This window comes from Marinifilum sp. JC120, assembly GCA_004923195.1.
GTDB lineage: Bacteria > Desulfobacterota > Desulfovibrionia > Desulfovibrionales > Desulfovibrionaceae > Maridesulfovibrio.
This window is the reverse complement of record RDSB01000028.1, coordinates 1-24,991: the sequence shown is the minus strand read 5'-3', so window position 1 is coordinate 24,991 and position 24,991 is coordinate 1. Positions and strand designations below refer to the sequence as shown.

The 24,991-nt window shown below is 45.4% G+C and carries 22 protein-coding genes and 1 tRNA gene; 8 read left to right on the top strand and 15 right to left on the bottom strand.

Annotation, left to right across the window (positions count from 1 at the left end; all coding sequences use genetic code 11):
- Positions 1-31 precede the first annotated feature (31 nt).
- Positions 32-910: a protein-glutamate O-methyltransferase CheR gene (locus tag D0S45_19100; GenBank protein TIH12116.1), complete on the top strand. Its 879-nt coding sequence runs from the start codon at positions 32-34 to the stop codon at positions 908-910.
- Positions 911-940: 30 nt separating this feature from the next.
- Complete coding sequence (locus D0S45_19095; GenBank protein ID TIH12115.1) at positions 941-2,161, top strand: HDOD domain-containing protein; 1,221 nt, start codon at positions 941-943, stop codon at positions 2,159-2,161.
- On the opposite strand, the gene D0S45_19090 is transcribed toward D0S45_19095, so the two are convergent.
- From D0S45_19090 to xerD, 11 genes are all read right to left on the bottom strand, one after another.
- Positions 2,158-3,282 (bottom strand): PAS domain-containing protein, encoded by a 1,125-nt coding sequence (locus D0S45_19090; protein TIH12114.1) that lies wholly within the window; start codon positions 3,280-3,282, stop codon positions 2,158-2,160. The two genes, D0S45_19095 and D0S45_19090, sit on opposite strands and share 4 nt — an antisense overlap.
- A 100-nt stretch (positions 3,283-3,382) precedes the next feature.
- A complete protein-coding gene (locus D0S45_19085; protein ID TIH12113.1) occupies positions 3,383-4,645 on the bottom strand; it encodes a replication-associated recombination protein A in 1,263 nt (420 codons plus the stop codon).
- Positions 4,646-4,897: 252 nt separating this feature from the next.
- Positions 4,898-5,620, bottom strand: coding sequence for a 16S rRNA (uracil(1498)-N(3))-methyltransferase (locus D0S45_19080; protein TIH12112.1), 723 nt, complete (start codon positions 5,618-5,620; stop codon positions 4,898-4,900).
- A 217-nt stretch (positions 5,621-5,837) separates the two neighbouring features.
- A complete protein-coding gene (lysA, locus tag D0S45_19075) occupies positions 5,838-7,076 on the bottom strand; it encodes a diaminopimelate decarboxylase (GenBank protein ID TIH12111.1) in 1,239 nt (412 codons plus the stop codon).
- A 23-nt stretch (positions 7,077-7,099) separates the two neighbouring features.
- Complete coding sequence (locus tag D0S45_19070) at positions 7,100-7,552, bottom strand: hypothetical protein (GenBank protein ID TIH12110.1); 453 nt, start codon at positions 7,550-7,552, stop codon at positions 7,100-7,102.
- A complete protein-coding gene (gene mutS / locus D0S45_19065; GenBank protein TIH12109.1) occupies positions 7,552-10,212 on the bottom strand; it encodes a DNA mismatch repair protein MutS in 2,661 nt (886 codons plus the stop codon). The genes D0S45_19070 and mutS overlap by 1 nt, the downstream gene beginning before the upstream one ends.
- A gap of 17 nt (positions 10,213-10,229) precedes the next feature.
- Positions 10,230-11,369 carry a hypothetical protein gene (locus D0S45_19060; GenBank protein ID TIH12108.1) on the bottom strand — a complete coding sequence of 380 codons (1,140 nt, stop codon included), beginning with the start codon at positions 11,367-11,369 and terminating at the stop codon, positions 10,230-10,232.
- Positions 11,370-11,393: 24 nt separating this feature from the next.
- A complete protein-coding gene (locus tag D0S45_19055; protein ID TIH12107.1) occupies positions 11,394-11,750 on the bottom strand; it encodes a LapA family protein in 357 nt (118 codons plus the stop codon).
- 20 nt (positions 11,751-11,770) lie between these two features.
- Entirely contained in the window at positions 11,771-12,259 is a 489-nt protein-coding gene (locus tag D0S45_19050) for an HIT domain-containing protein (GenBank protein ID TIH12106.1), read from the bottom strand.
- Between the two features lie 325 nt (positions 12,260-12,584).
- Positions 12,585-15,239: a CBS domain-containing protein gene (locus tag D0S45_19045; protein ID TIH12105.1), complete on the bottom strand. Its 2,655-nt coding sequence runs from the start codon at positions 15,237-15,239 to the stop codon at positions 12,585-12,587.
- 10 nt (positions 15,240-15,249) lie between these two features.
- Positions 15,250-16,161 carry a site-specific tyrosine recombinase XerD gene (gene xerD, locus D0S45_19040; protein ID TIH12104.1) on the bottom strand — a complete coding sequence of 304 codons (912 nt, stop codon included), beginning with the start codon at positions 16,159-16,161 and terminating at the stop codon, positions 15,250-15,252.
- A 117-nt stretch (positions 16,162-16,278) separates the two neighbouring features.
- Here xerD and D0S45_19035 point away from each other — a divergent pair, with 117 nt between their 5' ends.
- From D0S45_19035 to D0S45_19015, 5 genes are all read left to right on the top strand, one after another.
- Positions 16,279-17,445 (top strand): LL-diaminopimelate aminotransferase, encoded by a 1,167-nt coding sequence (locus D0S45_19035; protein ID TIH12103.1) that lies wholly within the window; start codon positions 16,279-16,281, stop codon positions 17,443-17,445.
- Complete coding sequence (gene folK, locus D0S45_19030; protein ID TIH12102.1) at positions 17,442-17,939, top strand: 2-amino-4-hydroxy-6-hydroxymethyldihydropteridine diphosphokinase; 498 nt, start codon at positions 17,442-17,444, stop codon at positions 17,937-17,939. Before D0S45_19035 ends, folK begins: the two co-directional genes overlap by 4 nt.
- A 56-nt stretch (positions 17,940-17,995) precedes the next feature.
- Positions 17,996-18,262 carry a transcriptional regulator gene (locus D0S45_19025; protein ID TIH12101.1) on the top strand — a complete coding sequence of 89 codons (267 nt, stop codon included), beginning with the start codon at positions 17,996-17,998 and terminating at the stop codon, positions 18,260-18,262.
- Between the two features lie 83 nt (positions 18,263-18,345).
- Positions 18,346-18,939, top strand: a complete 594-nt coding sequence (locus D0S45_19020; GenBank protein ID TIH12100.1) for a hypothetical protein — start codon at positions 18,346-18,348, stop codon at positions 18,937-18,939.
- Positions 18,940-19,540: 601 nt separating this feature from the next.
- The gene (locus D0S45_19015) at positions 19,541-21,628 is read left to right on the top strand and encodes a hypothetical protein (GenBank protein ID TIH12099.1); all 2,088 of its coding nucleotides are present in this window, start codon (positions 19,541-19,543) and stop codon (positions 21,626-21,628) included.
- 40 nt (positions 21,629-21,668) lie between these two features.
- On the opposite strand, the gene D0S45_19010 is transcribed toward D0S45_19015, so the two are convergent.
- Together D0S45_19010 and D0S45_19005 are read right to left on the bottom strand one after the other, a co-directional pair.
- Positions 21,669-22,922, bottom strand: coding sequence for an amidohydrolase (locus tag D0S45_19010; GenBank protein ID TIH12098.1), 1,254 nt, complete (start codon positions 22,920-22,922; stop codon positions 21,669-21,671).
- 17 nt (positions 22,923-22,939) lie between these two features.
- Positions 22,940-23,137, bottom strand: coding sequence for a hypothetical protein (locus tag D0S45_19005; GenBank protein ID TIH12097.1), 198 nt, complete (start codon positions 23,135-23,137; stop codon positions 22,940-22,942).
- 338 nt (positions 23,138-23,475) lie between these two features.
- Here D0S45_19005 and D0S45_19000 point away from each other — a divergent pair, with 338 nt between their 5' ends.
- Positions 23,476-24,165 carry a DNA alkylation repair protein gene (locus D0S45_19000; protein TIH12096.1) on the top strand — a complete coding sequence of 230 codons (690 nt, stop codon included), beginning with the start codon at positions 23,476-23,478 and terminating at the stop codon, positions 24,163-24,165.
- A gap of 30 nt (positions 24,166-24,195) precedes the next feature.
- On the opposite strand, the gene D0S45_18995 is transcribed toward D0S45_19000, so the two are convergent.
- Both D0S45_18995 and D0S45_18990 read right to left on the bottom strand, forming a co-directional pair.
- A complete protein-coding gene (locus D0S45_18995) occupies positions 24,196-24,735 on the bottom strand; it encodes a thermonuclease family protein (GenBank protein TIH12095.1) in 540 nt (179 codons plus the stop codon).
- Positions 24,736-24,893: 158 nt separating this feature from the next.
- Positions 24,894-24,980 (bottom strand) — tRNA-Leu (locus D0S45_18990).
- Between the last annotated feature and the right edge of the window lie 11 nt (positions 24,981-24,991).

Here is a 24,991-nt window from a genome sequence, read left to right as displayed (position 1 = left end):
AATTAACAAATAAGCGTTCTGGATTTATTATATGGCTGGTTTGTTTTCAGGGAAAGGTTTCAGTGGTAATATTAAAATTGCTCAAAAAGAATTTATACAACTTAGAGATATAATCTATGAGTTGTCTGGTATTTTTTTGCAAGACAACAGAAGATTTCTTATCGAGAATAGATTTGCACCACGACTTTCAGAATTGAAATTAAAAAGCTATTCAGAATACATAAACTACTTAAAAAATCATAGCAAAGGCAAAACTGAAGAGCTGCACATGCTCACTGAGTTGATAACGACCAATGAGACCAGTTTCTTCAGGGATAATCCGCAACTGAAAGTTTTTCGAAATTATACCCTTAAGAAATTAATCGAAGAAGGAAACAAAACCGGGCGCAGGGAAATTAAAATATGGTCTGCGGGGTGTTCTTCCGGAGAAGAGCCATACACTCTTGCGATAATTCTTCATGAAGCTTTGAAAGATGATATTCGAAAATGGAGAATTCGGATAACCGCCAATGATATTTCTACAAATGTTTTAAAAATGGCGGAAAAGGGTATTTATACAAAATATGCATTACGCACGACTCCCGCCCCAGTCATCTCAAAATACTTTACAGAAAAAGACAATGATATCTACCATATAAACCAGGAAGTGAAGCGCCTTATTAAATTTGGAAAAATTAATTTGAATCAGGACCGTTCAGTAAAGATGGTTCCCCGATCACATATTGTATTCTGCCGAAATGTGATCATTTATTTCGATAAAGAGATGAAAAGGAAAGTTCTTAGCGGTTTTCATAATAATTTGCTTGATAACGGTCACTTATATGTGGGACACTCTGAATCACTGCATGCAGTAACTGATAAATTCAAACCTAGGCAGCACGCTGGAACAATTACGTATCATAAGATTTAATTCTGCCATTCAACATTTGCGAGGTGAAATATGCAGACTGTGAGCATTGACGATGTCCAGCCGGGCATGGTTCTAGCCGTAGATCTGGTGCATGGAGGCAGGATGCTTTTGCCTACCGGGTCAGTTCTGACGAATAAGAATATTTCTGTTATCAAAAATCAAAAAATTGAATCATTGCAGGTTGTCTCATCCGGGGCTGCCGAGCCGGATGAAGAGAGCATTGATAAAGCCTTCATCTACGCGCGTAATTATTTCATGTTTGTCAACCATGATGATCCGGTCGTCATGCAGCTTTTCGATGTTGCTGTTTATAAAACTGCGATTAGGCTTATGGATGGCTGGCGACTGCCGACCAAGGATGAACAGCATGTAACTGCCCTTGATGATATGCGGGATCTTTTTTTTCGTGATGAAGGCACCATTGAAGACATAGTTGATGCTGAATTGAAGGTTGCTTCATTCCCGGATATTTTTTTCAAGGTCAAAGATGTTGTAGAAGATTCAAAAAGCACTGCGGAGCATATAGCGGAAGTTGTCGGGCTTGATGTCGGGCTTTCAACTCAACTTTTGAAACTAGTTAACAGCCCGCTTTACGGTTTCCCGTCTGAAATTAATAACCTCATTCGAGCCGTGGCCCTGATCGGTGGCAAAGAACTCTGCACTTTGGCTCTAGGCCTTTCCACAATAGGCTATTTTAAGGATATCCCGCCTGAACTTATTGATATGCGCTCCTTTTGGATGCATTCATTGACATGTGGGGTTTTCTGTAAAGTCATCGCCGAAAAGGTTGATGGCGTTGTCCCGGAAATGATGTTTACTGCCGGACTGCTGCATGATGTGGGCAGGCTGATTCTTTTTAAGAAGATGCCTTACAGTGCTGTACAAACCATGCTTTTTGCCCGTGAAAATTTTATTCCTCTTGTAGAGGCTGAAGACATTACTTTGGGATTCAACCATTCTGATGTTGCCCGCTGCATGCTGGAGAAATGGAATTTTCCGCCTACCTTGACAGAAATCATAAGCAACCATCATGCACCGAGCAAAACTGTAAGACAGAAAGAAGCTGGCATATTGCAGGTAGCCGATAATCTTGCTTTGGCTATCGGGATTGCTGATGGCGGTATGTACGTGCTTCCCGGTGTGGATAAAGAGATATGGGAAGTACTAGGAATTGACGTAGAAACTTTGAAAGTAATTGTTGATGATTACGATTACCAGATCAAGGAGTTGTTCAATAATTTCTTCAGTTAATCGTGATTGTTAGCTAGGCAGCAATCTGCGTCCGGGCATGGTAACTCTATGATTACTATGGTTCCTTTTCCAGGACCGTCACTTTCGATTTTCAATATGCCCTGATGCTCGAAAACTATTTTTTTGACCCTTGAAAGGCCCATGCCTACCCCTTTGGCTTTGGTGGAAAAGAATGGATCCAGTACATGATTCATAGCATGTTCCTCAATCCCCATGCCATGGTCAATCATTTTGATCTGGATGGTCTGCTTTATCCGTTTAATTTCTACCTGCACGTCAGTTATTTTTTCAGGAGTGAAGTTACTGGCATTAAGCAGCAGTTCTACAATAGCTGCTTCAAACAATTTTTTGCCGACTTTAACCCGCTCAACCGCACAATTTAATTTCATCTCGATCCGTTCGCCAATGCGGTCGAGTATCAAATTAGCATGACTCAAAGCTTCTTCAAACAGATCTATAGTACTAATCTCAACGGGGTTGGGTTTTGGAATATTTGAATAAGTCTTTACCGCCGCAACCAGACCTTCAAGCTTCATTGCTTCTTCTGATATAATTTTCAATTCACGTTGTAAGGGGTCTGCCTGCGGCAATTTGCGTGAAATAAGATTAGTCATTCCGCCGATAACCGTGGTGGGATTTAGTATTTGATGCGCTACAGCCTGTGAGAGTGAATCCAGACCCTCTATTCGTTCCTTTTGCAATTCTGCATTGAGTGAAAGAATCTTTTTTTCCCGTTCTTGAGCGTTATGCATTTCAGTTACATCTTCGAAAAGAAAAACTAAACCGACAATTTTACTATTTTCTGTAAGATAGGAAGATGTGATGGATAGTTTTTTTGGGCATTCACTATCTTTGACCATATAAGGAACAATGTGTTTGAGTCCGGCCTTCTGTTCACTGATGACATCAAGGATAACTTGATTGAACTCAGCATTGAAAGTTGCGTCGGTAATGAAAAGTTCCCCCCAGCCGAAGCCGAGGTGCTTTTTAATATCGAGATTGAGGATTCCGCATGCCGCTGAGTTAAGAAAAACGATTTTCCCTTCATGAGAGATAACCATCAATCCGACATCAATACTTTCAATAATATTTTCAACAATTATGGAATTAAAGGAAGCCATGTCTGTGTCCTTATGGGTTTGTATACTAATATACACCCCCATTAGAACGCAGGCAACAAATAAGCTTCAAACTGATGTTAAAGCACCATTTGCGGTATCTCTATTTACCCCATTTTTTAGGATCAGGACGTTTCCTTGGCGGACGGGACCTGCGTTGGCCTTTCAACCAGGCATTCAAGCGCGGCTCTTCTCCCTGATCTTTGGGATCGTAAAACATGCGCTCCGCAATTTCCGGGGGCAGGTAATCCTGCTCGACATATGAATTGGGATAAGAATGCGGGTAAAGATAATTGCGTCCATAGCCCCATTCTTTTTGCAGGCTGGTGGTGGCATTGCGCAAATGGAGCGGAACCGGAAGCATACCATTCTGGCGGATTTCCTGTTTCACAGTATGGTAGGCCGCATAGGTGCTGTTACTTTTAGGTGCAAGAGCAAGATAAACAACTGCTTCTGAAAGAGGAATAAATCCTTCAGGCATGCCGATAAATTCTACAGCCTGCTGACAGGATACAGCCATAGTCATGGCATAAGGATCAGCCAGACCGATATCTTCGCCTGCGGAAATAATCAGTCTGCGGGTAATAAATTTGGGATCCTCGCCGCTCTCGATCAAGCAACCCAGATAATAAAGGGCCGCATCCGGGTCACTGCCGCGAATGGATTTGATTAGGGCCGATGCCAGTTCATAGTGGGAATCGCCATCGCGGTCGCCGCGAACAACTGTTTCCGGCAGGATTTTGCGTAATTTTTCAATTTCGCGTTTGTCTTCAGGAAGTTGTGAAGTATATTCCAGCAGATTGAGGATACTGCGTCCGTCGCCCCCGGCCATGGAGGTAATCAGGTTCAAGCTTTCATCACTGAGTTCAATCTCAAGTTCTTCACAGGCCCGTTTACAGATGGCCAGCAAATCAACTTTACTCAAGGCTCTAAGCCTTAATACATGCAGTCTTGAAAGCAATTGCCGGGTGACGCTGAAAGAGGGGTTTTCAGTCGTGGTCGCCAGCAGGGTAATTTCACCTGATTCCAGAATAGGCAAAAAGAAATCCTGCTGCGCCTTGGAAAAACGGTGCAGTTCGTCAAGGATAAGGATATCCATGCCTGCCAGCTTTTTACGCAAAGCAGCAATGCCTGATTCCGGGGCACTGATGCGCATAAAATGACGGCCTGTGGATTTTGCCAGCAGCAGAGCAAGTGTAGATTTACCACAGCCCGGAGGTCCGAAAAGAAGAAGGCTGGGCAAACGTTTAGAACGCTCAAAAGCCTCAACTCGTTCACGGATATGATTCTGCCCGAAAAATTCGTCGATGTTTTTGGGGCGGATACGGTCAGCCAAAGGCTGATTATCTGTTAATTCTAATTTCATTTATGGCCTCCGGCGGCCCTTCGGGGACCAGAGAGGGAAAACTTTTGGAAAAGTTTTCCCTCTCTGGACTCTCCCTTTCAAAACTTTTTATTATGCTTCGCTCAGTTAAGCTAAAGCGTCGTATAAAAAATGGCCTGCCAAGCTTTCCCCTATTTAAAACTATTAAGAGTTTTTGGGATTCTTAAACCCTTTTTTCAAAAAGGGTTTAAGCCGCCGGAGGCAAAAAATCTTTTCAATAAAGCGCGTAGCGCATCAAGCCTTTTGTCTTTCCAGATATGCCGTTCCCATGCAGAGCAGGGCGGCTGTTTCCCAGCGTAAGATAGAATTGCCGAGACTGACGGGTTTAAAACCGTTTTCTATTAATAATTCGGCTTCGCGCGGGCTGAATCCTCCTTCCGGGCCGACGACGGCCAGAGTGGATTCAGCGGCAAAAACAGAATTATCCGGCACCGTATCTTTATCCGCTTTTTCCCACAAGAAAAGTTTGTTGGCATATGGGGCGGAAGCTTCAATCAGTTTTTCGATTGATCCGGGTACGGTCTGAAATTCAGGCAGCCATGAGTTTCCGCACTGCTTGGCAGCAGCGACAAGCTTTTCATTCCAGCTTTCTTTAATCTCGGAAGGCACCTTGCCTTGACTGAATTCACTTTGAAAAAAAATCAGACCTCGAGTTTGTAATTCAACGGACTTTTCCAAAATCCAATTGCGGCGGCTTGATTTATTCCAGCCGATAGCAAGAGTAATATTCCGTGGATCAGGAATAGAACTTTCTTCGCTCAATTCAAGCTGCACTTTACTCTTGGTAATATCAGTGACTGTAAAAAGCCCCTCACGCCCACAGCCGTCAAAAAGACGAACTGTATCACCCACGCGAGTACGCAGAACTTTCCCAAGATGCTTAGCTTCTCCGCCTTCTAGCATGAAAGGGGCGCTCCAGTTCTCAGCAGGTAAGTAAAATGAATTTAGTCTGGCCATAATTTGATATTATATTTTAAGTCCCAAAAAAGAAAATCCCCTTAATTGGGGATAATGGATAAAATGGAGATCAATAGTGGCGAAGCCCTACTAAAAAGTTTTGGGATTCTTAAACCCTTTTCCCAAAAGGGTTTAAGCCGCCGGAGGCAAAATAAACCAAAAACGCGTAGCGCATCAAAACAAGGCCTCCAGCAGGACCGCCGGAGGCCTATTAAAATTAAGATTCCAGTCTGAGCAGGTCTTCGTAGGTTTCCCTTCTGCGGGCTACGATGACGTCATCACCATCAACGATGATTTCAGCCGCGCGCAAACGGGAGTTGTAATTAGAAGACATGGTGAAACCGTATGCTCCGGCAGAATAAACAGCGATCAGCTCACCCTGCTTCATTTCGGGAAGCATGCGATCCTTGGCAAGAAAATCGCCGGACTCGCAGATAGGGCCGACAATGTCGTAGTCTACTTCGGGACGGTTGTTCTGGGTGACCTCGGAAATGCGGTGGTAAGACTGGTACAGGGAAGGACGTACCAAGTCGTTCATGGCTGCATCAACAATGAGGAAATCTTTGGTCGGGGTTTTCTTGGTGTAGATGACTTCGCCAACAAGAATACCTGCATTACCGGCGATAACGCGACCGGGTTCAAGTACTACTTTAAGTCCTTTATCAGCAAGAGCTTTGCTCAGGGCTTCACCGAATTCTTTCGGATGAGGCGGTTCTTCTTCATCGTAGGTTATGCCGAGACCGCCGCCAAGGTCGAGATGTTCGATTTCGATACCAATTGCGTCAAGTTCATCACGGAAAGCAAGAAGTTTGTCGAGAGCTTCTAGGAACGGCTCGATGGTTGTCAGCTGGGAACCGATATGGCAGTCCATGCCGATAGGGGAGACATTGGGAAGATCTTTTGCCGTTTTGTAGGCTTCCTTGGCGGTTTCCATATCAAGGCCGAACTTGTTCTTTTTCATCCCGGTGGAAATGTAGGGATGGGTCTTGGGATCAACGTCCGGGTTGATCCGAAAGCTGATGCGAGCGTTTTTGTTCATGGACTCGGCAACTTCGTTGATGCGATGCAATTCGCCCACGGATTCAACGTTGAACATAAGAATATCAGCTTTGAGAGCTTCGGCAATTTCATATGTTTTTTTGCCAACGCCGGAAAAAACTATCTTGCTGGCGGGTACGCCTGCTTTGAGAGCACGAAAAAGTTCGCCGCCGGAAACAATATCCATGCCTGCGCCCATTTCAGCCAGCAGCTTGAGCACGCTCAGGTTGGAGTTGGCTTTAACGGAGTAGCAGGTCATGTGTTCGAGTCCGGTGAAAGCGGAATCAAAAGCTTCAAAATGTCTGCGCAGGGTGGCTGCGGAATAAATATAGAGCGGGGTTCCGTACTCTTTGGCAAGTTCGGTGATGCTGATGTTTTCAGCATGCAATTCATTATTTTTAACTTCAAAATGATGCATTGTGGAAGGACTCCATTAAAAGATTAGGGTGCAGCTGTGTATACGTCAGAAATTTCTATTCCAAGTGCGTCGTAAGCATTGCGTCCTACGACTCTCCAACGATAGCTTTTAGCGGGATCAAGTCCACATTCGCTGAATACGAAAGTGGAGCCGTCAGATTGAATACCTTCGGAGCCGGGGGTGAATTCTTTTCTAAGAGCCGGGAAAAAAGGACATGTCGGGCAGCCTTCTCCCGGACCGGAACCGTCAGCTTGAAATTGAAGGCTCAAATTGTCCACATTTTTAAATGCGCCGTCAACCTTTACTACAACTTTAAGGCATTCACCTACTCGGCGGCCTTCTACGGATGCAAAGGTAAAGACATCTTCGCTATGTTGCGGGGCAGGCCAGATTTTAACACCGCATCCTGCGGTAGCCAGAAGCATGAGAGCCAAAACGGCCAACAGCATTTGTTTTTTAAAGGAATGAAATTTCATTAATTTTCTCCCAGCGATTTTTTCCACTGATTCAGAAGGGTAAGGGCTTCTATGGGTGAAAGTCCGTTTACATCAAGATTACGCAGCTCCTTGATGAGCGCGTGATCTTCCGGCGGAGCTTCATTTTTCTTTTCATTACCGGTGCATATCATACCCGGCAGGATTGATTGCACTGACGGAGCCTGATGCACAGGGTGACCATCCACATCCTGCGATTTTTCTTCAAGATTCGCAAGAATTTCCCTAGCCCTCACTACAACAGGCTTGGGCACCCCGGCAAGCTTGGCAACCTCGATACCATAACTTTTATCAGCAGGACCGGGAACAAGCCTACGCAGGAAAAGAATATCTCCTTTCCATTCACGTACTGCGATGTTGAAGTTCCGCAAGCCGTCGATTACTCCCTCTAGTGAGGTCAACTCATGGTAATGGGTGGCAAAAAGGGTTCTGATGCCACCACGTGCGCGTTTGGAAAGCTCTTCTACCACAGCCCATGCCAAAGCGAGGCCGTCAAAGGTAGAAGTACCGCGTCCGATTTCATCAAGGATGACCAGACTGCGCTTGGAAGCTTGCCTTAGAATTCTGGCAGTTTCCATCATCTCAACCATGAAAGTAGACTGTCCCTGAGCGAGATTATCCGATGCTCCAACACGGGAAAAGACACGATCCATAAGGCCGATACGTCCGCTGGTGGCAGGAATATAGGAACCGATCTGAGCCATGATCCCCATGAGCGCTACTTGCCGGAGCACGGTAGATTTACCGGCCATGTTCGGCCCGGTGATGAGCAGGATACGCCGTTTTTCATCAATGGTCAGGCTGTTGGGAATATAGTTGGCAGCCCCTTGAACAGCCTCGACCACAGGATGGCGTCCTTCCTCAATTACCACTTCCATACCGGGATGGATTTCCGGGCAGGACCAGCGGTTGACCCGCGCAGCTTCAGCAAGCCCCTGCCAGAAGTCCACGGCGGCAATGGCGTCAGCCATGAACATGAAACGACCCCGGTTTCCGGCTACATTCTCGCGGATTTTTTGGAATAAATTATATTCCAGTGTCTTGCGTTTTTCGGATGCTGAAAGAATCTTTTCTTCCAGCTCTTTAAGTTCCGGGGTAATGTAACGTTCACTGTTTACAAGGGTCTGGCGACGTTCAAAGTAGTCTGGAACTTGCCCCTTGAAGGCTTTGGAAATTTCAAAATAGTAGCCGAAAACTTTATTGAATCCCAATTTGAGCTTAGGCAGCTCATTGTTGGTTTTTTCATGAGCCAGCAGGTCCGCAAGGGTTGATTCGCCATGCTCGGTGAGTTGAATGAGCTCATCCAGTTCAGGATTAAATCCTGTTTTGAACAGCCCACCTTCGGTGATCACCGGTGGGGGAGCGTCCGCAAGGGCCTGCTCCAGAAGCTCAGCTACGTCATTCATGGAATCCCATTTCTTGACGATAGCCTTCAGAGCCGGAGTAACCGGATTTTCTTCATCCACGGCAACTACAGCCCCATGCAGCAACTGATGAATAGGGGGTAGTGTTTTTAAGCTCTCACGCAGGCTGATAAAATCTTTGGGAGTTGCACGGCCGAGTACTACGCGGGTAGAAAGTCGCTCAAGATCGTAAACCGTATCAAGCAGTTCCCGGATTCTGGCGCGCAGGGAATCATCATCATGAAAAAAAGTCACTGCGCGTTGGTTGTGCTCAATGGGTGAAATCTCTCGCCACGGCTGTTTCAGGCGCACCGACAGGAGACGTCCGCCCATAGGCGTAATGGTCTTATCAAGCACATTAAGCAGGGTGCCTTTTCCTTTTTTGCCATCCAATCTTTTGAATAGCTCAAGATTCCTTTCAGTGACTTCGTCCAAAATCATGAACTTGGTCAGGTTCAGGGGTTTGAACTCATCAAGATGATCGAATTCCTGCATCTGGGTCTGGCGCAGGTAGGAAATAAGTGCTCCGCAAGCTTGAGTCAGATGAGCCTTGTCTTCAAGGTCCAATGAATCAAGATCAGCGACATTCTGAGCTTCAAGGACATTGTCCTTGGCGGATTTGTAATTAAAATATCCGGCTGAAGGAGCAGGGGTGATGCGGGCGTCGATTTCCCCGTATTGACCGGGAATAGACTTACCCTGTGGGAGAATCAACTCACGGGGATTGATCTTGATTGCCCATTGCCAGAGATCATTTTCATTTTTGCTTTGGATGCCGCTCCATTGCCCGGTGGAAAAATCCATCCAAGCCAGACCGCCCGCTGATTTAGCCTCGTCCCAGATTAGGGCAGCCAAATAGTTACTGTCTTTGGCTGAAAGGGTGTCATCCTCAACAACGGTTCCGGGGGTGTAGACCCTTGTTACCGCACGCTTAACCAGTCCTTTAGCCTGCTTAGGGTCTTCAATCTGATCACAGAGCGCAACGGTATACCCCTTTTCAATAAGCTGAGAAAGATATGCCCGTGAGGCATGATGCGGAACACCACACATGGGGATTTTATCTTCGGAATTGGGATTACGGCAGGTCAGGGCTATCTGCAATTCACGCGCTGCAATTTCAGCGTCCTCAAAGAAAAGTTCGTAAAAGTCTCCCATGCGATAAAACAGCAGAGAATCAGGGTGCTCGACCTTGATCTGCATGTACTGCTCGAACATGGGAGTGAGTTTCTTTTTGCTCACAATAATATATCTGGGGCTTACTGGTTCAGTTCTTTACGGAACGATATTGAATGCCAACTGCGGCATCTGGGGCAATTGAAAAATATTCTATCCCGCTTGAAGCCGCACTTAGAACAGGTAAATCTTTGGACTTTTCTCGCAACATTTACGAAAAAGTCCAGCTGACTCTTGAACGAGGATGTCAGTTCCTGCTGGTCCTGGGCAACGTTGAAAAGTTCCAGCCTTGCCAGCCAGAAATTCTGGTTGAGCATCAGGGTCTTTTCAAGCCACACACCGGCCTCGTCCTGCTTTCCGCAGAGCTGCAAAAGTCTGGCTCCGTAGTAATGCATGATAACATCCGGGTCGGACTGAGAAATTTCTTCAACCATCACTTCATAAAAAGGATAGTTACGATCATTATCCTGATCTTTATTCTTGATGGGGGTATCTCCAAAAATAAGGGAATCCGCCAGCAATCCTTCGATGAGGACAAATCTTAAATGCTTGGGAACCTGCGCAAGTGCAGAATTGAATTTCTTTTTGAATTTGTCCAGTGAACCTTCCTGTTTTAATCTGGTCAGTACCAGCAACCAAGATTCAACTGAACTTGAGGAAATTTTAAGAGCTTTCTTCAGGGTGCGCTGGGCGATGGCATCTTCGCCTTCAGATGTATAGTCTTCGGCCAAACGGGCAAGGTAGTGCGCTTCCTGTACGGGCTGATTCAATTTTGCATAGTAGGTTGCTGCTTTTTCGAATTCCCGTCCTCCGGCTGACAGTTCGGCCAGCTCGGTCAGAATCTCAGGTGAATCACCTGCGATATCGCGGGCTTTTTCAAAAGCATTAACCGCACGGTCCAGAAAACCGCCACGGCTGAAATCACGCCCCAATTCATAGAGGGCGCGGGCTTTAATCGCCGGGTCCAGACCGGGGCGGACAATCAGGCTGTTCCTGATTTGGGCGGCACGTTCAATTTCACCTTGAGAACGGTAAAGGTTACCGAGGGCAAGATAAATTTCAACAGCTTCCGGAGTATCCTTTACAACCTTGCTGAGTTCATCAATGGCTGCACGGGTATCCGCAAGCCCGGACTTTCCTTTTCCGGTCCCGGACGAATAAGACGGCGCCCGATTATCGGACGCCGTCATCTTCTTCTTTTTAAATACGCTTAAAAAGGACACGTATACTCCATAATTATGCGCTTATTATTCAGAAGCTTTCTCTTCGCTCTTTTCAGCGGAGGGATAGTTCCCCTCGTCGAGGGGCAGGTTGCGAAGAGAATTTACTTCCTGCTCAAGGTTGGCCATTCTGGTGCGACAGGTGCGAAGCTGTCCGGAAAGACGAACCTTATCAGCCATAAAATAGAGCAGGCAAAGAACGGAACCTGTAGCAAAAGCGATCAGGATCAAGAGGTAGTACGGAAGAGGCTGGCTCATGAACTTGTAATTGAACAGTTCGATGGACAGAGTGACTTCCTTGGAAAGTTCGGGGGTATTCTGAATGAAAAATACCATGGAAAGGAAAAAGAGTACTACCAGAGCCAAAACCTTCAAGTAACGCATGAAACCCTCCTTAGTGTTACTTAGCGACAGCAGCTGTCAAATAACGGCTTGAGCCTATTGTAAGTTGAAGACAAGTGATCGGGGATAACATTGGTCTCTCCGAACACTGCCATAAACGATGCATCCCCGTTCCAACGGGGCACTAATTGAAAGTGGAGATGGGCGGCGATCCCAGCTCCAGCTGCTTCCCCTATATTCAGGCCGACATTTATTCCTTGAGGATTGCATGCCTTTTCCAGAATATCGCAGCTTATGGTTATATATTTCATGATCTCGGAAGCTTCAGCTTCTTTGAGATCAGTGAGTTTACTGACGTGACGGTAAGGCGTAACCATCAAGTGACAGTTATTGTAAGGAAATTTATTCATAATCACAAAACAGTGCTTTGCCCTGTGTAGGATTAATCTTTCCTCATCCTCATCAGTGTGTTCTGGAATACAGAAAACACATTCGTCCGGCTTGGGACCAAGAATATAGTCCATTCGCCATGGTGCCCATAATACGTCCATCTGTAAAATAACCTTTACAATACCTTTTCACGGCGGTGAAGATATTGTCAGAATGTTCTGCTAAACTTTAGCCAGAACTGTTTATATTGTCTTTTATCAAACAATATCAATTTCCACTAATTAAATACTAGCTAATTATCAACAATAAATATGAAAAAAACAGCCTAATCGTGAAAAAAACATTAACAAGGGGGTGTTTCCCCCATCATATTGAAAAAGTCCGCATGTTCTACACGTGTTGTCAGTCAAGAGCAAGGAAAACCATTTTTTTAAGGTTGATACGTTTAATAAACAGGTATTTGCAGGCTAAGTACCCTTTGCAGGCTTATTTCTTAATCTTTTCCTTTAAGAAACGTAGCTGTTCATCCCGTCCCTTAATTTTTCCGTCAAGGCAGGCCAATTTTACATGATGCAAAAGTTCGGAATATAAAGGTCCGGGTTCAAGCCCTAAATCTTTTAAATCCTCACCTGTCACATCAATTGTTTTCAGTCTCAGGCTAGTCAGGTACTGGGAAACGTATTTTTTAATCATTTCCCGTTTGGTCCGGGCCATGATGAAGAGCACTCCCTCCAGCGGAACTGGATTGAGTGTTTCATAAATCTCACTGGGTTTCATTTGTTGCTTGATATTCATGATGTTTCCTGCCGCCCAGAAAATAGTTTCACGCAGATGAACAAATTCTCTACGTTCGCTGGGAGAGAAACTGAAACGGTCATAAATCTGCTCCATCTTGGCCTTGGAAATGCCCATGCATAAAGCCAAAAAGTATGTTTTCCAGACCGAGAGAGGCTGCTCCTGATAAAGTAGGTTGTACCAGCTCATGAGCTTTTCAAGTTCGGCAATCACCTGTGAACGAGCGGAATTGAGCACAAGTAGCGGATGGACCGCTTCAAGCACGCCCAGTTCGTTCATACGCTCAATACTATGCAGCACATTGGCTTCATTTAAGATAATTCGCATTTCATGAGTTAACCGATAACCAGAAAGCTTGTTGATCAGATTTAGTTTAAGTGCGTTTTTGATCAGACTAAGAGTTTGTCCGCCGATTTTAAAATCAAAACGCTGTTCAAACCTGATAGCGCGCATGATGCGGGTGGGGTCTTCCACAAAACTTAGTGCATGAAGCACGCGGATGGTCTTGTCCTTCAAATCGCGCTGAGCACCGAAAAAGTCGACCAGTTTTCCGAAACTGGAAGGATTAATATGCACAGCCAAAGCATTAATGGTGAAATCCCGGCGGTAAAGATCCATCTTTATGGATGAAAGCTCCACTGTGGGCAGGGCGGCAGGGTATTCATAATATTCAAGGCGTGCGGTTGCCACATCCACCCGTTGTCCGTCCGGCAGAATGACCACTGCGGTCTTGAATTTGCGATGATATTTGGCGCGGCCGTCCATTCTTTTTGCAAGTTTCTTGGCAAAAGCAATACCGTCCCCCTCGACTACTAAATCAAGGTCAAAATTGGTCTTAGTCAGCAGCACATCACGTACGAATCCGCCCACCACGTAGGCCTCGGTTCCGATTTTCGCAGCCATTTCCCCGGCAGTCTCAAGAATATTAAGGATTTTGTTAGGCAAACGGTTACGCATGACATTGCGGATGTTGCGTTCCTGTTTTTTGTCCGGGAATAGTGATTCAGGAATACGCGCCGGGTCCTGCACCAGCATGTTGATCAGATCTGTTCTGGTTACAACAGCCTCAACCCGATCATTCTCCACCACCGGAACCATCCGTTGCTTCTGTCCGAGGATAATTTCCATGACCCGGTGCAACCCGGAATCAATCTTGATGGAGGAAAAAGGGTGTTGCATGTAGATTTCCACTTCCATATGGCCCAGATCATGAGAAAGAGCCTTATCTGCGGTTTTCTGTTCCAGCAGGCCCACAACTCGCATATTCTCCATATTGTCCACCACGGGTACGCCTTTGAGGCTATACTGGGTCATCCGCTCCACAGCCTTGGCAATGGTTACATTGCGAGGAATGGCCACTACGGGCTTGGACATAATGGATTCCACATTCAGACGCGGAGTGACTTTGGAATAGAGCAGGGCGAAAAGCTCGTCGCGCACTTCTGCCAGCGTACGATCCTTGATGGTTGCTGAAGCTGCGTAAACATGTCCGCCCCCACCGAAATTGGTGCAAATTGCGCCCACATCGATATCCGGGGTTCGTGAACGGGCCACAAGATGGATACGGTCGTTCATTCTGCCCAGAGCAAATAGGACTTTGATATTTTCAATGTCCATGAATTTGTGGACCAGTACAGAGAAATCACCAACATATTCAGGGGTGCTGACTTCTGAGATAACTACATCAAGGTCATTGATTGTATGGGTGGTAGCTCCTTCAAGCAGCCTGCCGAGCAAGGTTATCTGCTGGGCAGAAAGATCACGATTGAGCAGGTCGGTGATTACATCCAATTCCATACCGTTTGTTAAAAGCCATTTTCCGGCCTCGAAATCATGTTCGGTGGTGGAATTGAAGGTAAATGAACCGGTATCTTCATAAAGACCAAGCCCCATAATAGTGGCTTCTTCCTGATTTATTTCAAGGCCGCGCTCCCGGATTTCGTGAGAAAGAATGGCAACACTTGAACCCCACGGCTTTTTAATAATAAGTTCGGGGTCGAGATCACATTCGGACTTCATATGATGGTCATATATGTGAATTTTCAAACCCGGATTTTTAAGAATGGAATCAATATGGACAATTCGTTTACGACGGGAGGTATCCACAACAACAAGTAACTTGACTGCGCTTTTGTCAATTTCTTTCAAGTGTTTGAAGTTAAAGAAATATGTTGCACTTTCCATATAGAAATTGCGCAGATTCTTTTCCTGACTTCCGGGAAAAATAAGCGTAGCTCCGGGATACAGTTTTCCAGCTGCTACAATGGCGGCCAGGCAATCGAAATCAGCATTTACGTGCCCGGTAATTATAGTTTCCGCCTTAATAAGCTCTATATTTTTTGACATTCTTAAAATCTCACATTACAGAACGAGGGTGAAAGCGTTTATGGAGTTGGACTAATCTTCCGGCTTGAATATGTGTGTATATTTCGGTAGCATTGATGTCTGAATGACCAAGAAGCAACTGGACTGTACGCAGATCCGCACCGCCATCCAGCAAGTGGGTGGCAAACGAATGCCTGAAAGTGTGCGGAGATATTGAACGTTTTACACCTGCTTCCAGAGCGAACTTCTTGATCAGTTTCCAGACCCCTTGTCTGGTCAGTCCTTTTCCTGATCTGTTTAAGAATATGTTCTTGACCTTGGGATTAAAAGCAGGACGCCAATCCTTAATGTATTGGTTTAAGAATTTTTGCGCCACATAATGAATCGGTACCAACCGTTCCTTGGAACCTTTACCGAAAATGATGAGAACTCCGGTTTGAGGATCAAAATCTTCAATGTTAAGGTTGATCAATTCGGATACCCTCATTCCGGCTGCATAAAGCAGCTCAAGCATTGCACGATCGCGAAACCCCAGTTTTTCGGTCAACTTGGGCAGGGCAAGTATGCGTCCGACTTCCTCCGGTGAAAGGAACTCAGGAATTTTTCTGGGGAGCTTCGGGTTTTCCAGCAGTGTTGCAGGGTCTTCTTTAATGAAGCCCCGTGACGTGCAAAACGCGAAGAATCCCCGCAAAGACGAAAGATGTCTCGCCAGCGAGGTTGATTTCAATGCTTTTGACCTTAAGTATGTAAGGTAGAGCAGCAATGTCTGACTTGTGGCGTCTTCTATTTTCGCAGACCTTTCTTCCAGAAAAGACTGAAAAGACTCCAGATCACTCAGATATCCATTAAGGCTGTTTTCCGAAAGACCACGCTCGATGAGCAGGTATTCCAGATAACGGTCAATCCATTGATGTTTACAGGTCGTGTTTTCGTTCTCGGTCATATCTCATATTCATTACACGTATGGCCGCGACTGCTCAAGCTGATTGACAGAGCAAACAAGCACAATTAAACAGTTTTGATAATAATTTAACCAAAAAAATAACAGGAGCATATCGAAATGCCAGAATTTAAACTTGCCGACAGACTCGCAACACTCCCCCCGTATCTCTTTGCTGAAATTGATAGACTTAAAGCTGAAGTTGCAGCTCAGGGAGTAGACATAATCAGTCTCGGCATCGGCGATCCTGACCTTCCGACTCCCGACTTTATTATTGAAGCATTGCACAAAGCTGCGCAAAACCCGGTCAACCACCAGTATCCTTCTTATGTTGGTCTGATGACTTTCCGTCAGGCTGTAGCCGACTGGTACAAAGAAAGATTTAACGTGGAGCTGGATGCAGCGAGTGAAGTTGTTTCCCTGATCGGTTCCAAGGAAGGTATTGCACATTTCCCGCTGGCTTTTGTTAACCCCGGCGATCTCGTGCTGGTGGCTTCCCCTAATTACCCGGTTTACCCGGTAGCTTGCGGTTTTGCTGGCGGCGAAGTGGAAATGGTTCCGCTTCTGGAAGAAAACGACTACTTGCCCGAACTCGACGCTATCGATGATGCCAAATGGGACAAATGCAAAATCTTTTTCGTGAACTATCCCAACAACCCCACATCCGCCACCGCGACACCTGAATTCTACGCAAAGCTGGTTGCCAAGGCCAAGAAGCACAATGTAATCATCGCTGCTGACGCTGCTTACACCGAAGTCTACTACGATGAAAACAACAAGCCCATCTCTATCCTGGAAACTCCCGGAGCAAAAGATGTGGCCATCGAATTCCACTCCCTGTCCAAGACCTACAACATGACCGGCTGGCGTTGTGGTATGGCAGTGGGTAATGCCTCACTCGTGGCAGGACTTGGTAAAATTAAAGAAAATGTCGACTCCGGCATCTTTCAGGCTGTACAGGAAGCCGGAATTGTTGCACTAAAAGAAGGCGAACCTTATGTTAAGGAATTCCGCAAGATCTACAAAGAGCGTCGTGACTGCGTTATTGAAGCTCTGGAGAAGATCAATATTTCCTGCAAGGTGCCTGATGCATCCATCTTCGTATGGGCCAAAACTCCCGAAGGCTACACTTCTTCCGAGTTCGTATCCAAGCTCCTGAAGGAAACCGGTGTTGTTGTCACTCCCGGTAACGGCTTCGGCGAATCCGGTGAAGGGTACTTCAGAATTTCGCTGACTGTTGATACCGAAAGGCTCAAGGAGGCAGTATCACGGATATCCCAATTATAAAGGTCTATGTCAGTCTTGGCTCAAATATCGGAGACACAGAAGATAATTTGAATCAGGCTGTAGCTAGGCTGGAAAAATATGAAGGTATTGAACCTGAAAAATGGTCTGAAACCTACGAGACCGAACCTCAGGGATTGAAAGATCAACCATGGTTTACGAACCAGGTGGTCCGTTTTGACGTTGATCCCGAGCTCTGGTCCGCAGAAGGCTTCCTTTCCACGCTTCAAGCTGTGGAAGGACAGATGGACCGGGTACGCGACGTTAAGAACGGCCCCAGGACCATTGATCTGGACATAATTCTCTTCGGAGACCGGGTAATTGAAAGCGGGAGTTATCTCACTGTTCCGCATCCGCGGGCGTTGGATAGAGCTTTTGTGCTCCTTCCGCTGACAGACATTGAGTCTGAGCTGGTGTTCCCTGACGGAACATCCGTTGCTGACGCTCTGAAGAAAATCGATTACCGCACTGAAGGTAAGAAGATTTATCAGGATTAATTCTAGGGCCGCACCTGATACAGGTGCGGCCTTTTTTCATAGAGGTGCAAGAAGTTATGATGAAATTTGTTGTTATTGCTATAGCTGCTTTTATCATGTGGAAGCTCTTCAGCGGCGACCAGAAGAAAAAGCAGGACAAAGCTGGCAAGGATTTTAATAAAAAAGTCAAAACCGGCGAGATGGTTAAAGACCCGATCTGTGGAGCCTATGTACCCAAAGATGGAGACATCAGGGTTAAGAACGGTGAAAAGGTCGAATGTTTTTGTTCCTACGAGTGCCGTGAAAAATACATCAAACGCCTCGAGGCTGAAAGCGGCGAATAAGCTGTTCGTTATATTTCTGTGAACCCTTTTGACTGAGTTGAAAGGGTTCTTTTTTTATGTCCTAAAAAGGGCAGGGGAGTCCCATGAATATCTATCTCAAAACCTGTTCTCTCTATGAAGTTAAAAAAGCCGCTGGTTATGGTTTGATTGACGGCATAGTTCTGCTTTCAGAAGAGGGTGAACAGAAATGCGTCGCCACGGACAATGATTCAAAATCTATTGTGGCCAGCGTTAACGGTCCGGTATTTGTCTCCGCTACAGGAAAAGATTCAGATGAACTGCTAAGCGATGTCCGAGAGCTATTACGACTTAGTCCCAGCACCGTAATTAAAATTAAACCAACACTTGAAGGTTTCAAGGTTTGCAAAATGCTGGCGAGTAAAAATGTGTCAGTAAATATGTCCGGACTCGACAGTATCACTAAGGCAATTCTGGCCGCTAAGTCCGGGGCAGAATTCATAAGTTTCGACATTAGCAAGCTTAAGCAAAAACATGGCCTTGAGTACGACGTTCTGACCGAAACAGTGAAGCTGATGGATAGGCACGGATTACACGCACATGTTCTGGCGGATATTTCAGATGAAACAATTGATCTGGACAAAGTGATCGGCACTGGAATTAATGGAGTTGAAATATCATTCAAAGTGCTAATGTCATTCATGGGCAACGACAGTTAGCGTTAAGTTGACAATAGCTCAAAATTTATCTTGTAAGCCTTGTTTGACTATGAGTTGAGCAAGGCTTTTTTTAATTCTTAAAACATGTCCTCAAAATTTAGCTCCTAAGCGTTTATTTTAAAAAAGCTAAGTCGTCCATCATCGAACAGATTTGAGAAGCTAAAAACAAACCAAAAGCATTTAGGTCAGACAGAAAACCACAAATTGAACCAGAAGAGCAATTTGAAGTCTTTGAATCTCAATATTTCATAAAAATCTAATCTGAACATCATAAGCTACTTATATATTTAACTTTATATCAATGTCTCATAATGTAAATTATGTAAACTTTGAGAAATTAAACCAGTTAACTCTGCATAAATATTAGGCCCACCTCATTTCGACCGATAAGCTCTACTGGTCTTAAGTATTAAAATTTAGATAGTTATCTCTTACCGATCAACAACAGCTAGATACTGAAGGGCTTATTTCAATACTAACTTGTTTTAAGAGAAGTAATTGGGTCAGGTAGTCGATTCAATTTGCTACTTGATCCGCTTTTCTTTATCTCACAGGGATACCCATTTCACGTTGACTTGAAATTTCAATCCATGAGGTTTTCATGAGTTCGAGACTTACTAAAAAGATATTACCTTCCCTTCTGGCAGCGGCTGTATTGCTTGGTGCTGGAGGAAATGCTTTTGCAGCTTCAGCCATAAAGAAGGATTCATTTGAATCATGGCTGGAAAAATACGGAGCCTGGGATATTCTGGAACAGAACTATTCCCAGACCGGCGACACACCGGAACTTATTCTTAAGCGCGCTGAGACAGCTTTTAATCTTGGTCGCTATTCAGCTTGCCTTGAGACCTTGCAATCTACTCCAGCTTTCACTGATAAGACTCAGGAAATCACCCGGCTCTGGCTTGGCGGCAAATGCCAGAGAGCTCTTGGTGATCCTGTTAAAGGAGTTATCTGGTTCAGTCAGGCTGCTCGTTTGATGGATCAGTCCACCATGGCTTCCAAATTTAAGGGCGATTCCTATCTTAAAAGTGTTTGGTTCGATGTCTGGCGTTCTCTTTACTGGGGTTACCGGGTAACACCTGAATCCGCCCGCGAATCTCGCAAGATGTTGCTTGAGCAGACTTTTGGTCAGGCGGAAAAAGTCTGGCCTACAACCTATTTCATCCTCAACAGCAAAACCAAGCTTGAAGGTTTGAACAGCACCTCGGAGATTCTCCCGGTTGTAAGCAATTCCACTGTTGTCAGCGATGATGATCGTATTGTTATCGCCCAATCTTTGGCTGCGGCCAGCATTGGCGAATGGGAAAAATCTGACCGGGCCCTGAATTCTGTTTCCAATTCAACGGTGCAGATTTTTTGGAAATCCGTTAACCAGTATTTGGAAACTGGCAGGTCTCCGGAATCTACCTCTATATTTAATGAAGGGAACCTGATTCGCCCGTCCTCGTTTTTCAAAGCAGGGGTTCTTGAGCCTGCGATTGTATCCCCTACCCTTTGGCAACTTGGAGCTCCCAGTTCTCCTGCATGGAATGTATTCCGCAAAAAGCTGATGGAAATGGAACCGCAAGAAGCTTTGGAAACCATCGACCGCGAAACCGGATCACTCCTTCTTTCAAGTGAGCTGGTCAATGCCCTGCAAAATTACCGTCTCGCATTCGCTTTCCTGACCGGAGACATGGAGTTAGCTCAAAAAGTATTGAGACGTCTGGATAAAGACACCCTGCCCATGAGTCTTAGGATTGCCAGCGGGATCGCCTTTAAGTTACCGTTATCCAGAGTACTTAGCACGGCTGATTACGGAAAAAATGAGAACCTCTACATCATTTCAGGCCTCAGTCAGGCTGCTGGGATTAATTATTTCAGTGAGATTGACACTCCGTTCTGGAAACCAATTCCCAAAAAATCCCTTAATCCGACTATCAACTCCAATCCTTTGGACAGGCTGCTAGTATTTGCTGATCTGACAAAACAGGCAGATACGAAACAAAGTTCCAAAGTTGCACGCCGTTGTGCATTCCTGTTTCCCCAGTCCAAGCTGGGAGCGGAAAGCTTCATTTACTTGGCGGACAAGGCAGCGCAGAACAGAGATTTCAAATTATCCGCTTACTACCTGAAACGGGTTGATCAGGATAAATTTGGACCGCAGTTGCGTCTTCAATGGCTGACTGCCGCTGTGGCATATGATCTTGCCGTTGGTAAAGATGATAAGGCCATGAAAGCCTACAATGAAATTCTCGAATCCGGCGGAACCCTTCCAGCTGAAAAAGAATTGAAGCTGGCGCTTATGATTCAGCAAAAAGGCGATCTAAAAAAAGCTCAAGCAATACTTGAAAGAATATGGTCTGATCGTGATCAGCTGGAAAATGATGAGCTTCGCGCGGAAGTGCTTTTCTGGATTGCCGAAGGTGAACACGCCATGGGTAAAAAAGAAAAGGCTCTTAAGCATTATCTTGAATTAGCATGGGAATTCCCGGAACAAAATATCTGGGCTGTGACTGCCATGTATCGTGTTTCAATGATTTACGAGCACAAAGGACAATTTGAAACAGCCAAACGATTCCTGAAAACTGTCATCAAGCGCGCTGACCGCAAGGCTCAAAAAGAAGCTGCAAAAACGCGGCTTAATGCCATAGACACCAAACTGGCTAAAGTCGGAGCCGGAAAAGAAGTAAGTTTTCCGTTTTAAAAATTAAAGCCCTGAATCATATGATTCAGGGCTTTAATTTTTAACTCATTAATTTCAAAACACTTCCGGCCATGGTTGTGACGGCGGTTCTGATAGTTGGTTCCGGCGGTGGAAAAAATCTACTGTTATGAATGGACGGCGGGTTGATTCCTTTTTCATGGAATAAGGCCATTTCTTCGGCTGATGTTGCTCCGGTGAAAAATAAGCATGAAGGAGTTACTTTACCGCCAGCTGTCCTGAACAGGGAGAAATCTTCGCTACCCATAACCATATCAGCTTCGTGGACTTTGTCCTCGCCAAGATATTTGCCAGCAGCCTTGCGGACAATCTCTGCCAGTCCACTATCATTTGTCGTGGCAGGTAGATCGCTCTCAAAATCAAATTCAACGATGGGCAACAGGTCTTCAGGAATACCCATGGACAGAGCTTCGTATTTGCAGATTCTTTTAACTGATTCGAAAATGCGGTCATGCCCTTCGGAATCACAGAACCTTGCGGTGACTTCCATAACAACCGCGCCCGGAATAATATTTGCCCTTGTACCGCCATGAATGGAACCGACAGTGACAACCGCTGGCTGCGTCGGGCTGAATTCGCGACTAACAATTGTCTGGAGGGAAGTAACGATCCGGGCAGCCAGCACGACCGGGTCCTTGCATTCTTGTGGAATGGCACCGTGCCCCCCTACTCCGCGGACTGTAATTTTAAGCTGATATGTCCCGGCCATGATCGGACCGGATTTGACCATGATATTCCCGGCTTCGAGTTTCGGAATAACGTGGGTGGCAAGACAGTAATCAGGAGCACCGAATTTCTCAAAAAGCCCCTGCTCAATCATCGCCCTTGCGCCGGACATGGCTTCCTCTGCGGGCTGACCGACAAAAATAATTTTTCCACTCCAGCTGTCTTTGAATTTGGAAAGCACGCGGGCAGTTCCCACAAGAGTGGTCATGTGCACGTCATGACCGCAGGCATGCATTACACCTGTATCATTGCCGGAAGGATCTTTGACCCTAACTGAACTGGCGTAATTAAGTCCGGTTTCCTCGGTGATGGGCAGTGCGTCCATGTCTCCACGGACCATCACGATCGGGCCGTCACCATTTTCAAGAAGACCCACAACACCAAAACCACCGAAATTGCGGGTTACGGAAATTCCGCACGCTTCCAATTGATCAGCTACTAATTCAGAAGATTTTTCTTCCTGATGCGAAAGTTCCGGATTTGCATGTAGATGTTTGTAGACCCCGACCAGATCGTCCAGTTCAACTTGAACCAGTTTATTCAAATCCATTTGGATTCCTTCGCGGTTTAGGAGTCTTTTTCTTTACTACCGGTACGGGCGGAAAATTCTGTATGTGCCCTGCGCTTGGCGTCATCAAGAATCGGGTGGAGAAGCCCAACAATGTTGCGAACATTAAGGTTTTCAGCTTCTTTAGAACAGAGCAGAACATCAAGGGCTTCCAGACCATGGAAAATGTAATCTACGCTTTTTTTGCTATCCTTCATTTATGAAACTCCTTTAAATGAAATTCTCTTTATTTACAGGTAATTTGGATTGTATTGTCTGTTATCTATGATGTCTATGAAAATCCGCAGGACCTATCGATTACCAATTGGTTGATTAATAAGGAAACATGCCATATTTTAATTTAAAACAAACACTTCGCATATAAACATATTGGAAAATAAGCTGCAAGATGTCATCTAACATACGCCATAATATTCAACTCATAATTGCCATTGAATACCGCATGCTCCGCGCCGAGGCTAATCAGGATTGGATCATCAACCATATTAATAATACTGACCGGAAATATATTAAGTTTTTGAAGGGAGATGGGTAGATGAAAATCCTCCTCCCCACCATCCGCAAAACCCTGCAAGACCTAGCTGATCCTGAACGCGCACCGGGCATGAAGAAATATATGAAATCCGAAATGGATTTCTACGGCATCCCCGCACCCCTGCGCCGGAAACCTTGTATTCAGATTTTCAAAGAATTTGAACCGTGGGATTTTGGTAAGTGGCAGAAAGCAGTGCTTGAGCTTTGGCGTGGGGCTGAATATCGCGAAGAACGATACGCCGCTCTGGAGTTGATCGACTGGAAACCTTGCCTTAAATTTCATACTTGGGAAGCGTTGCCCATGGTGGAAGAAATGATCACCACCGGAGCATGGTGGGATTATTGTGACAACTTGACCAGTCCGCTTGGAAATATTCTGCGTGCTGAACCGGAGCGCATGAAATCTTTAATGCTTGAATGGTCCACAGATGAGCACATGTGGAAACGGCGTTCATCTATTCTTTGCCAGCTTCGTTTTAAAGAAAATTTAGATTTTGATTTCCTGAAGCAATGCATTGAGCCGAATATTGATTCCAAGGAATTCTTTCTACGCAAAGCCATCGGTTGGTCATTACGAGATTATGCATGGACTCATCCGCAGATCGTGAAAGATTATATTGAAGCAAATGCGGAACGTCTTTCCGGGCTTAGCAAACGAGAGGCTTTGAAGAATATGCATAAGCTTTTGTAATGGCCCTGCCCTTACAATTTAAGCTCAATTCTATTTACGGGCGGAAACTTTCCGCCCCCGCTTCCATTTTCGAAATTCCGCCGGGGTCATCTTCAAGCCGCCATTAACCCAGATGCCGATCCGATCTTTCTTGGCCAGTTCTTCGGCTTCTTTTAATTTCGGATAATGCATTTTGGTATCTGCATAATAAGCAACGATACAGTACCCCCGACGTACCAGTTCATAATTCAGCATCTCCCCTTTTCGCCAGACATAACCGAGCACCCGCTTGTAACGGTCCTGCGTGCGATGATCGTATTCAATGTAAGCACTCCCTTTGCGTAACCACAGGTCAGTGAACTCCCGCGCTTCTTGTCCAAATTCCTGTTTGTACTCCGGGCAGTCTACGGAGATCAGACGAATATCAATATCCAGTCCACGCAGCATGACAGAAAAAGAATCGCCATCTTTTGGGCGCAGGTATTGGAATTGTTCAGCGTTCGCATAATAGACAGAGGCAATCATGACCACAAACGCTGTCAGAAAGAAAATTAATGCTTTTTTCATTGTAGAATTTCCTTTAATACGCATAGTCGATATTTATCAATGACGCGCTTGGAAATATCTACAAAACTATTAATAATTTGACAACTAGGATTGAAGAAAATTTCAAAGAGTTTTTGGAGAAGGGTTTTGATAAAAACGCAAAAAAGGGTTGAAACTTTCGTTTCAACCCTTTCTCAGTTGCATGGTGCCGAGGGGGGGATTCGAACCCCCACGGAATCTCTTCCACTGCCCCCTCAAGACAGCGTGTCTACCAGTTCCACCACCTCGGCACGAGGTGCAC

What these genes read in the sequence shown, in the direction of transcription:
- lysA (TIH12111.1), bottom strand. Translation starts at nt 7,076, where the DNA reads ATGCATCATTTTGAAGTTAAAAATAATGAATTGCATGCTGAAAACATC.
- xerD (TIH12104.1), bottom strand. Translation starts at nt 16,161, where the DNA reads ATGACCGAGAACGAAAACACGACCTGTAAACATCAATGGATTGACCGT.
- D0S45_18995 (TIH12095.1), bottom strand. Translation starts at nt 24,735, where the DNA reads ATGCGTATTAAAGGAAATTCTACAATGAAAAAAGCATTAATTTTCTTT.
- D0S45_19010 (TIH12098.1), bottom strand. Translation starts at nt 22,922, where the DNA reads ATGGATTTGAATAAACTGGTTCAAGTTGAACTGGACGATCTGGTCGGG.
- D0S45_19035 (TIH12103.1), top strand. Translation starts at nt 16,279, where the DNA reads ATGCCAGAATTTAAACTTGCCGACAGACTCGCAACACTCCCCCCGTAT.
- D0S45_19095 (TIH12115.1), top strand. Translation starts at nt 941, where the DNA reads ATGCAGACTGTGAGCATTGACGATGTCCAGCCGGGCATGGTTCTAGCC.
- D0S45_19090 (TIH12114.1), bottom strand. Translation starts at nt 3,282, where the DNA reads ATGGCTTCCTTTAATTCCATAATTGTTGAAAATATTATTGAAAGTATT.
- D0S45_19050 (TIH12106.1), bottom strand. Translation starts at nt 12,259, where the DNA reads ATGGACGTATTATGGGCACCATGGCGAATGGACTATATTCTTGGTCCC.
- D0S45_19000 (TIH12096.1), top strand. Translation starts at nt 23,476, where the DNA reads ATGAAAATCCTCCTCCCCACCATCCGCAAAACCCTGCAAGACCTAGCT.
- D0S45_19055 (TIH12107.1), bottom strand. Translation starts at nt 11,750, where the DNA reads ATGCGTTACTTGAAGGTTTTGGCTCTGGTAGTACTCTTTTTCCTTTCC.
- D0S45_19080 (TIH12112.1), bottom strand. Translation starts at nt 5,620, where the DNA reads ATGGCCAGACTAAATTCATTTTACTTACCTGCTGAGAACTGGAGCGCC.
- D0S45_19015 (TIH12099.1), top strand. Translation starts at nt 19,541, where the DNA reads ATGAGTTCGAGACTTACTAAAAAGATATTACCTTCCCTTCTGGCAGCG.
- D0S45_19085 (TIH12113.1), bottom strand. Translation starts at nt 4,645, where the DNA reads ATGAAATTAGAATTAACAGATAATCAGCCTTTGGCTGACCGTATCCGC.
- D0S45_19070 (TIH12110.1), bottom strand. Translation starts at nt 7,552, where the DNA reads ATGAAATTTCATTCCTTTAAAAAACAAATGCTGTTGGCCGTTTTGGCT.
- D0S45_19045 (TIH12105.1), bottom strand. Translation starts at nt 15,239, where the DNA reads ATGTCAAAAAATATAGAGCTTATTAAGGCGGAAACTATAATTACCGGG.
- D0S45_19100 (TIH12116.1), top strand. Translation starts at nt 32, where the DNA reads ATGGCTGGTTTGTTTTCAGGGAAAGGTTTCAGTGGTAATATTAAAATT.
- D0S45_19005 (TIH12097.1), bottom strand. Translation starts at nt 23,137, where the DNA reads ATGAAGGATAGCAAAAAAAGCGTAGATTACATTTTCCATGGTCTGGAA.
- D0S45_19025 (TIH12101.1), top strand. Translation starts at nt 17,996, where the DNA reads ATGATGAAATTTGTTGTTATTGCTATAGCTGCTTTTATCATGTGGAAG.
- D0S45_19020 (TIH12100.1), top strand. Translation starts at nt 18,346, where the DNA reads ATGAATATCTATCTCAAAACCTGTTCTCTCTATGAAGTTAAAAAAGCC.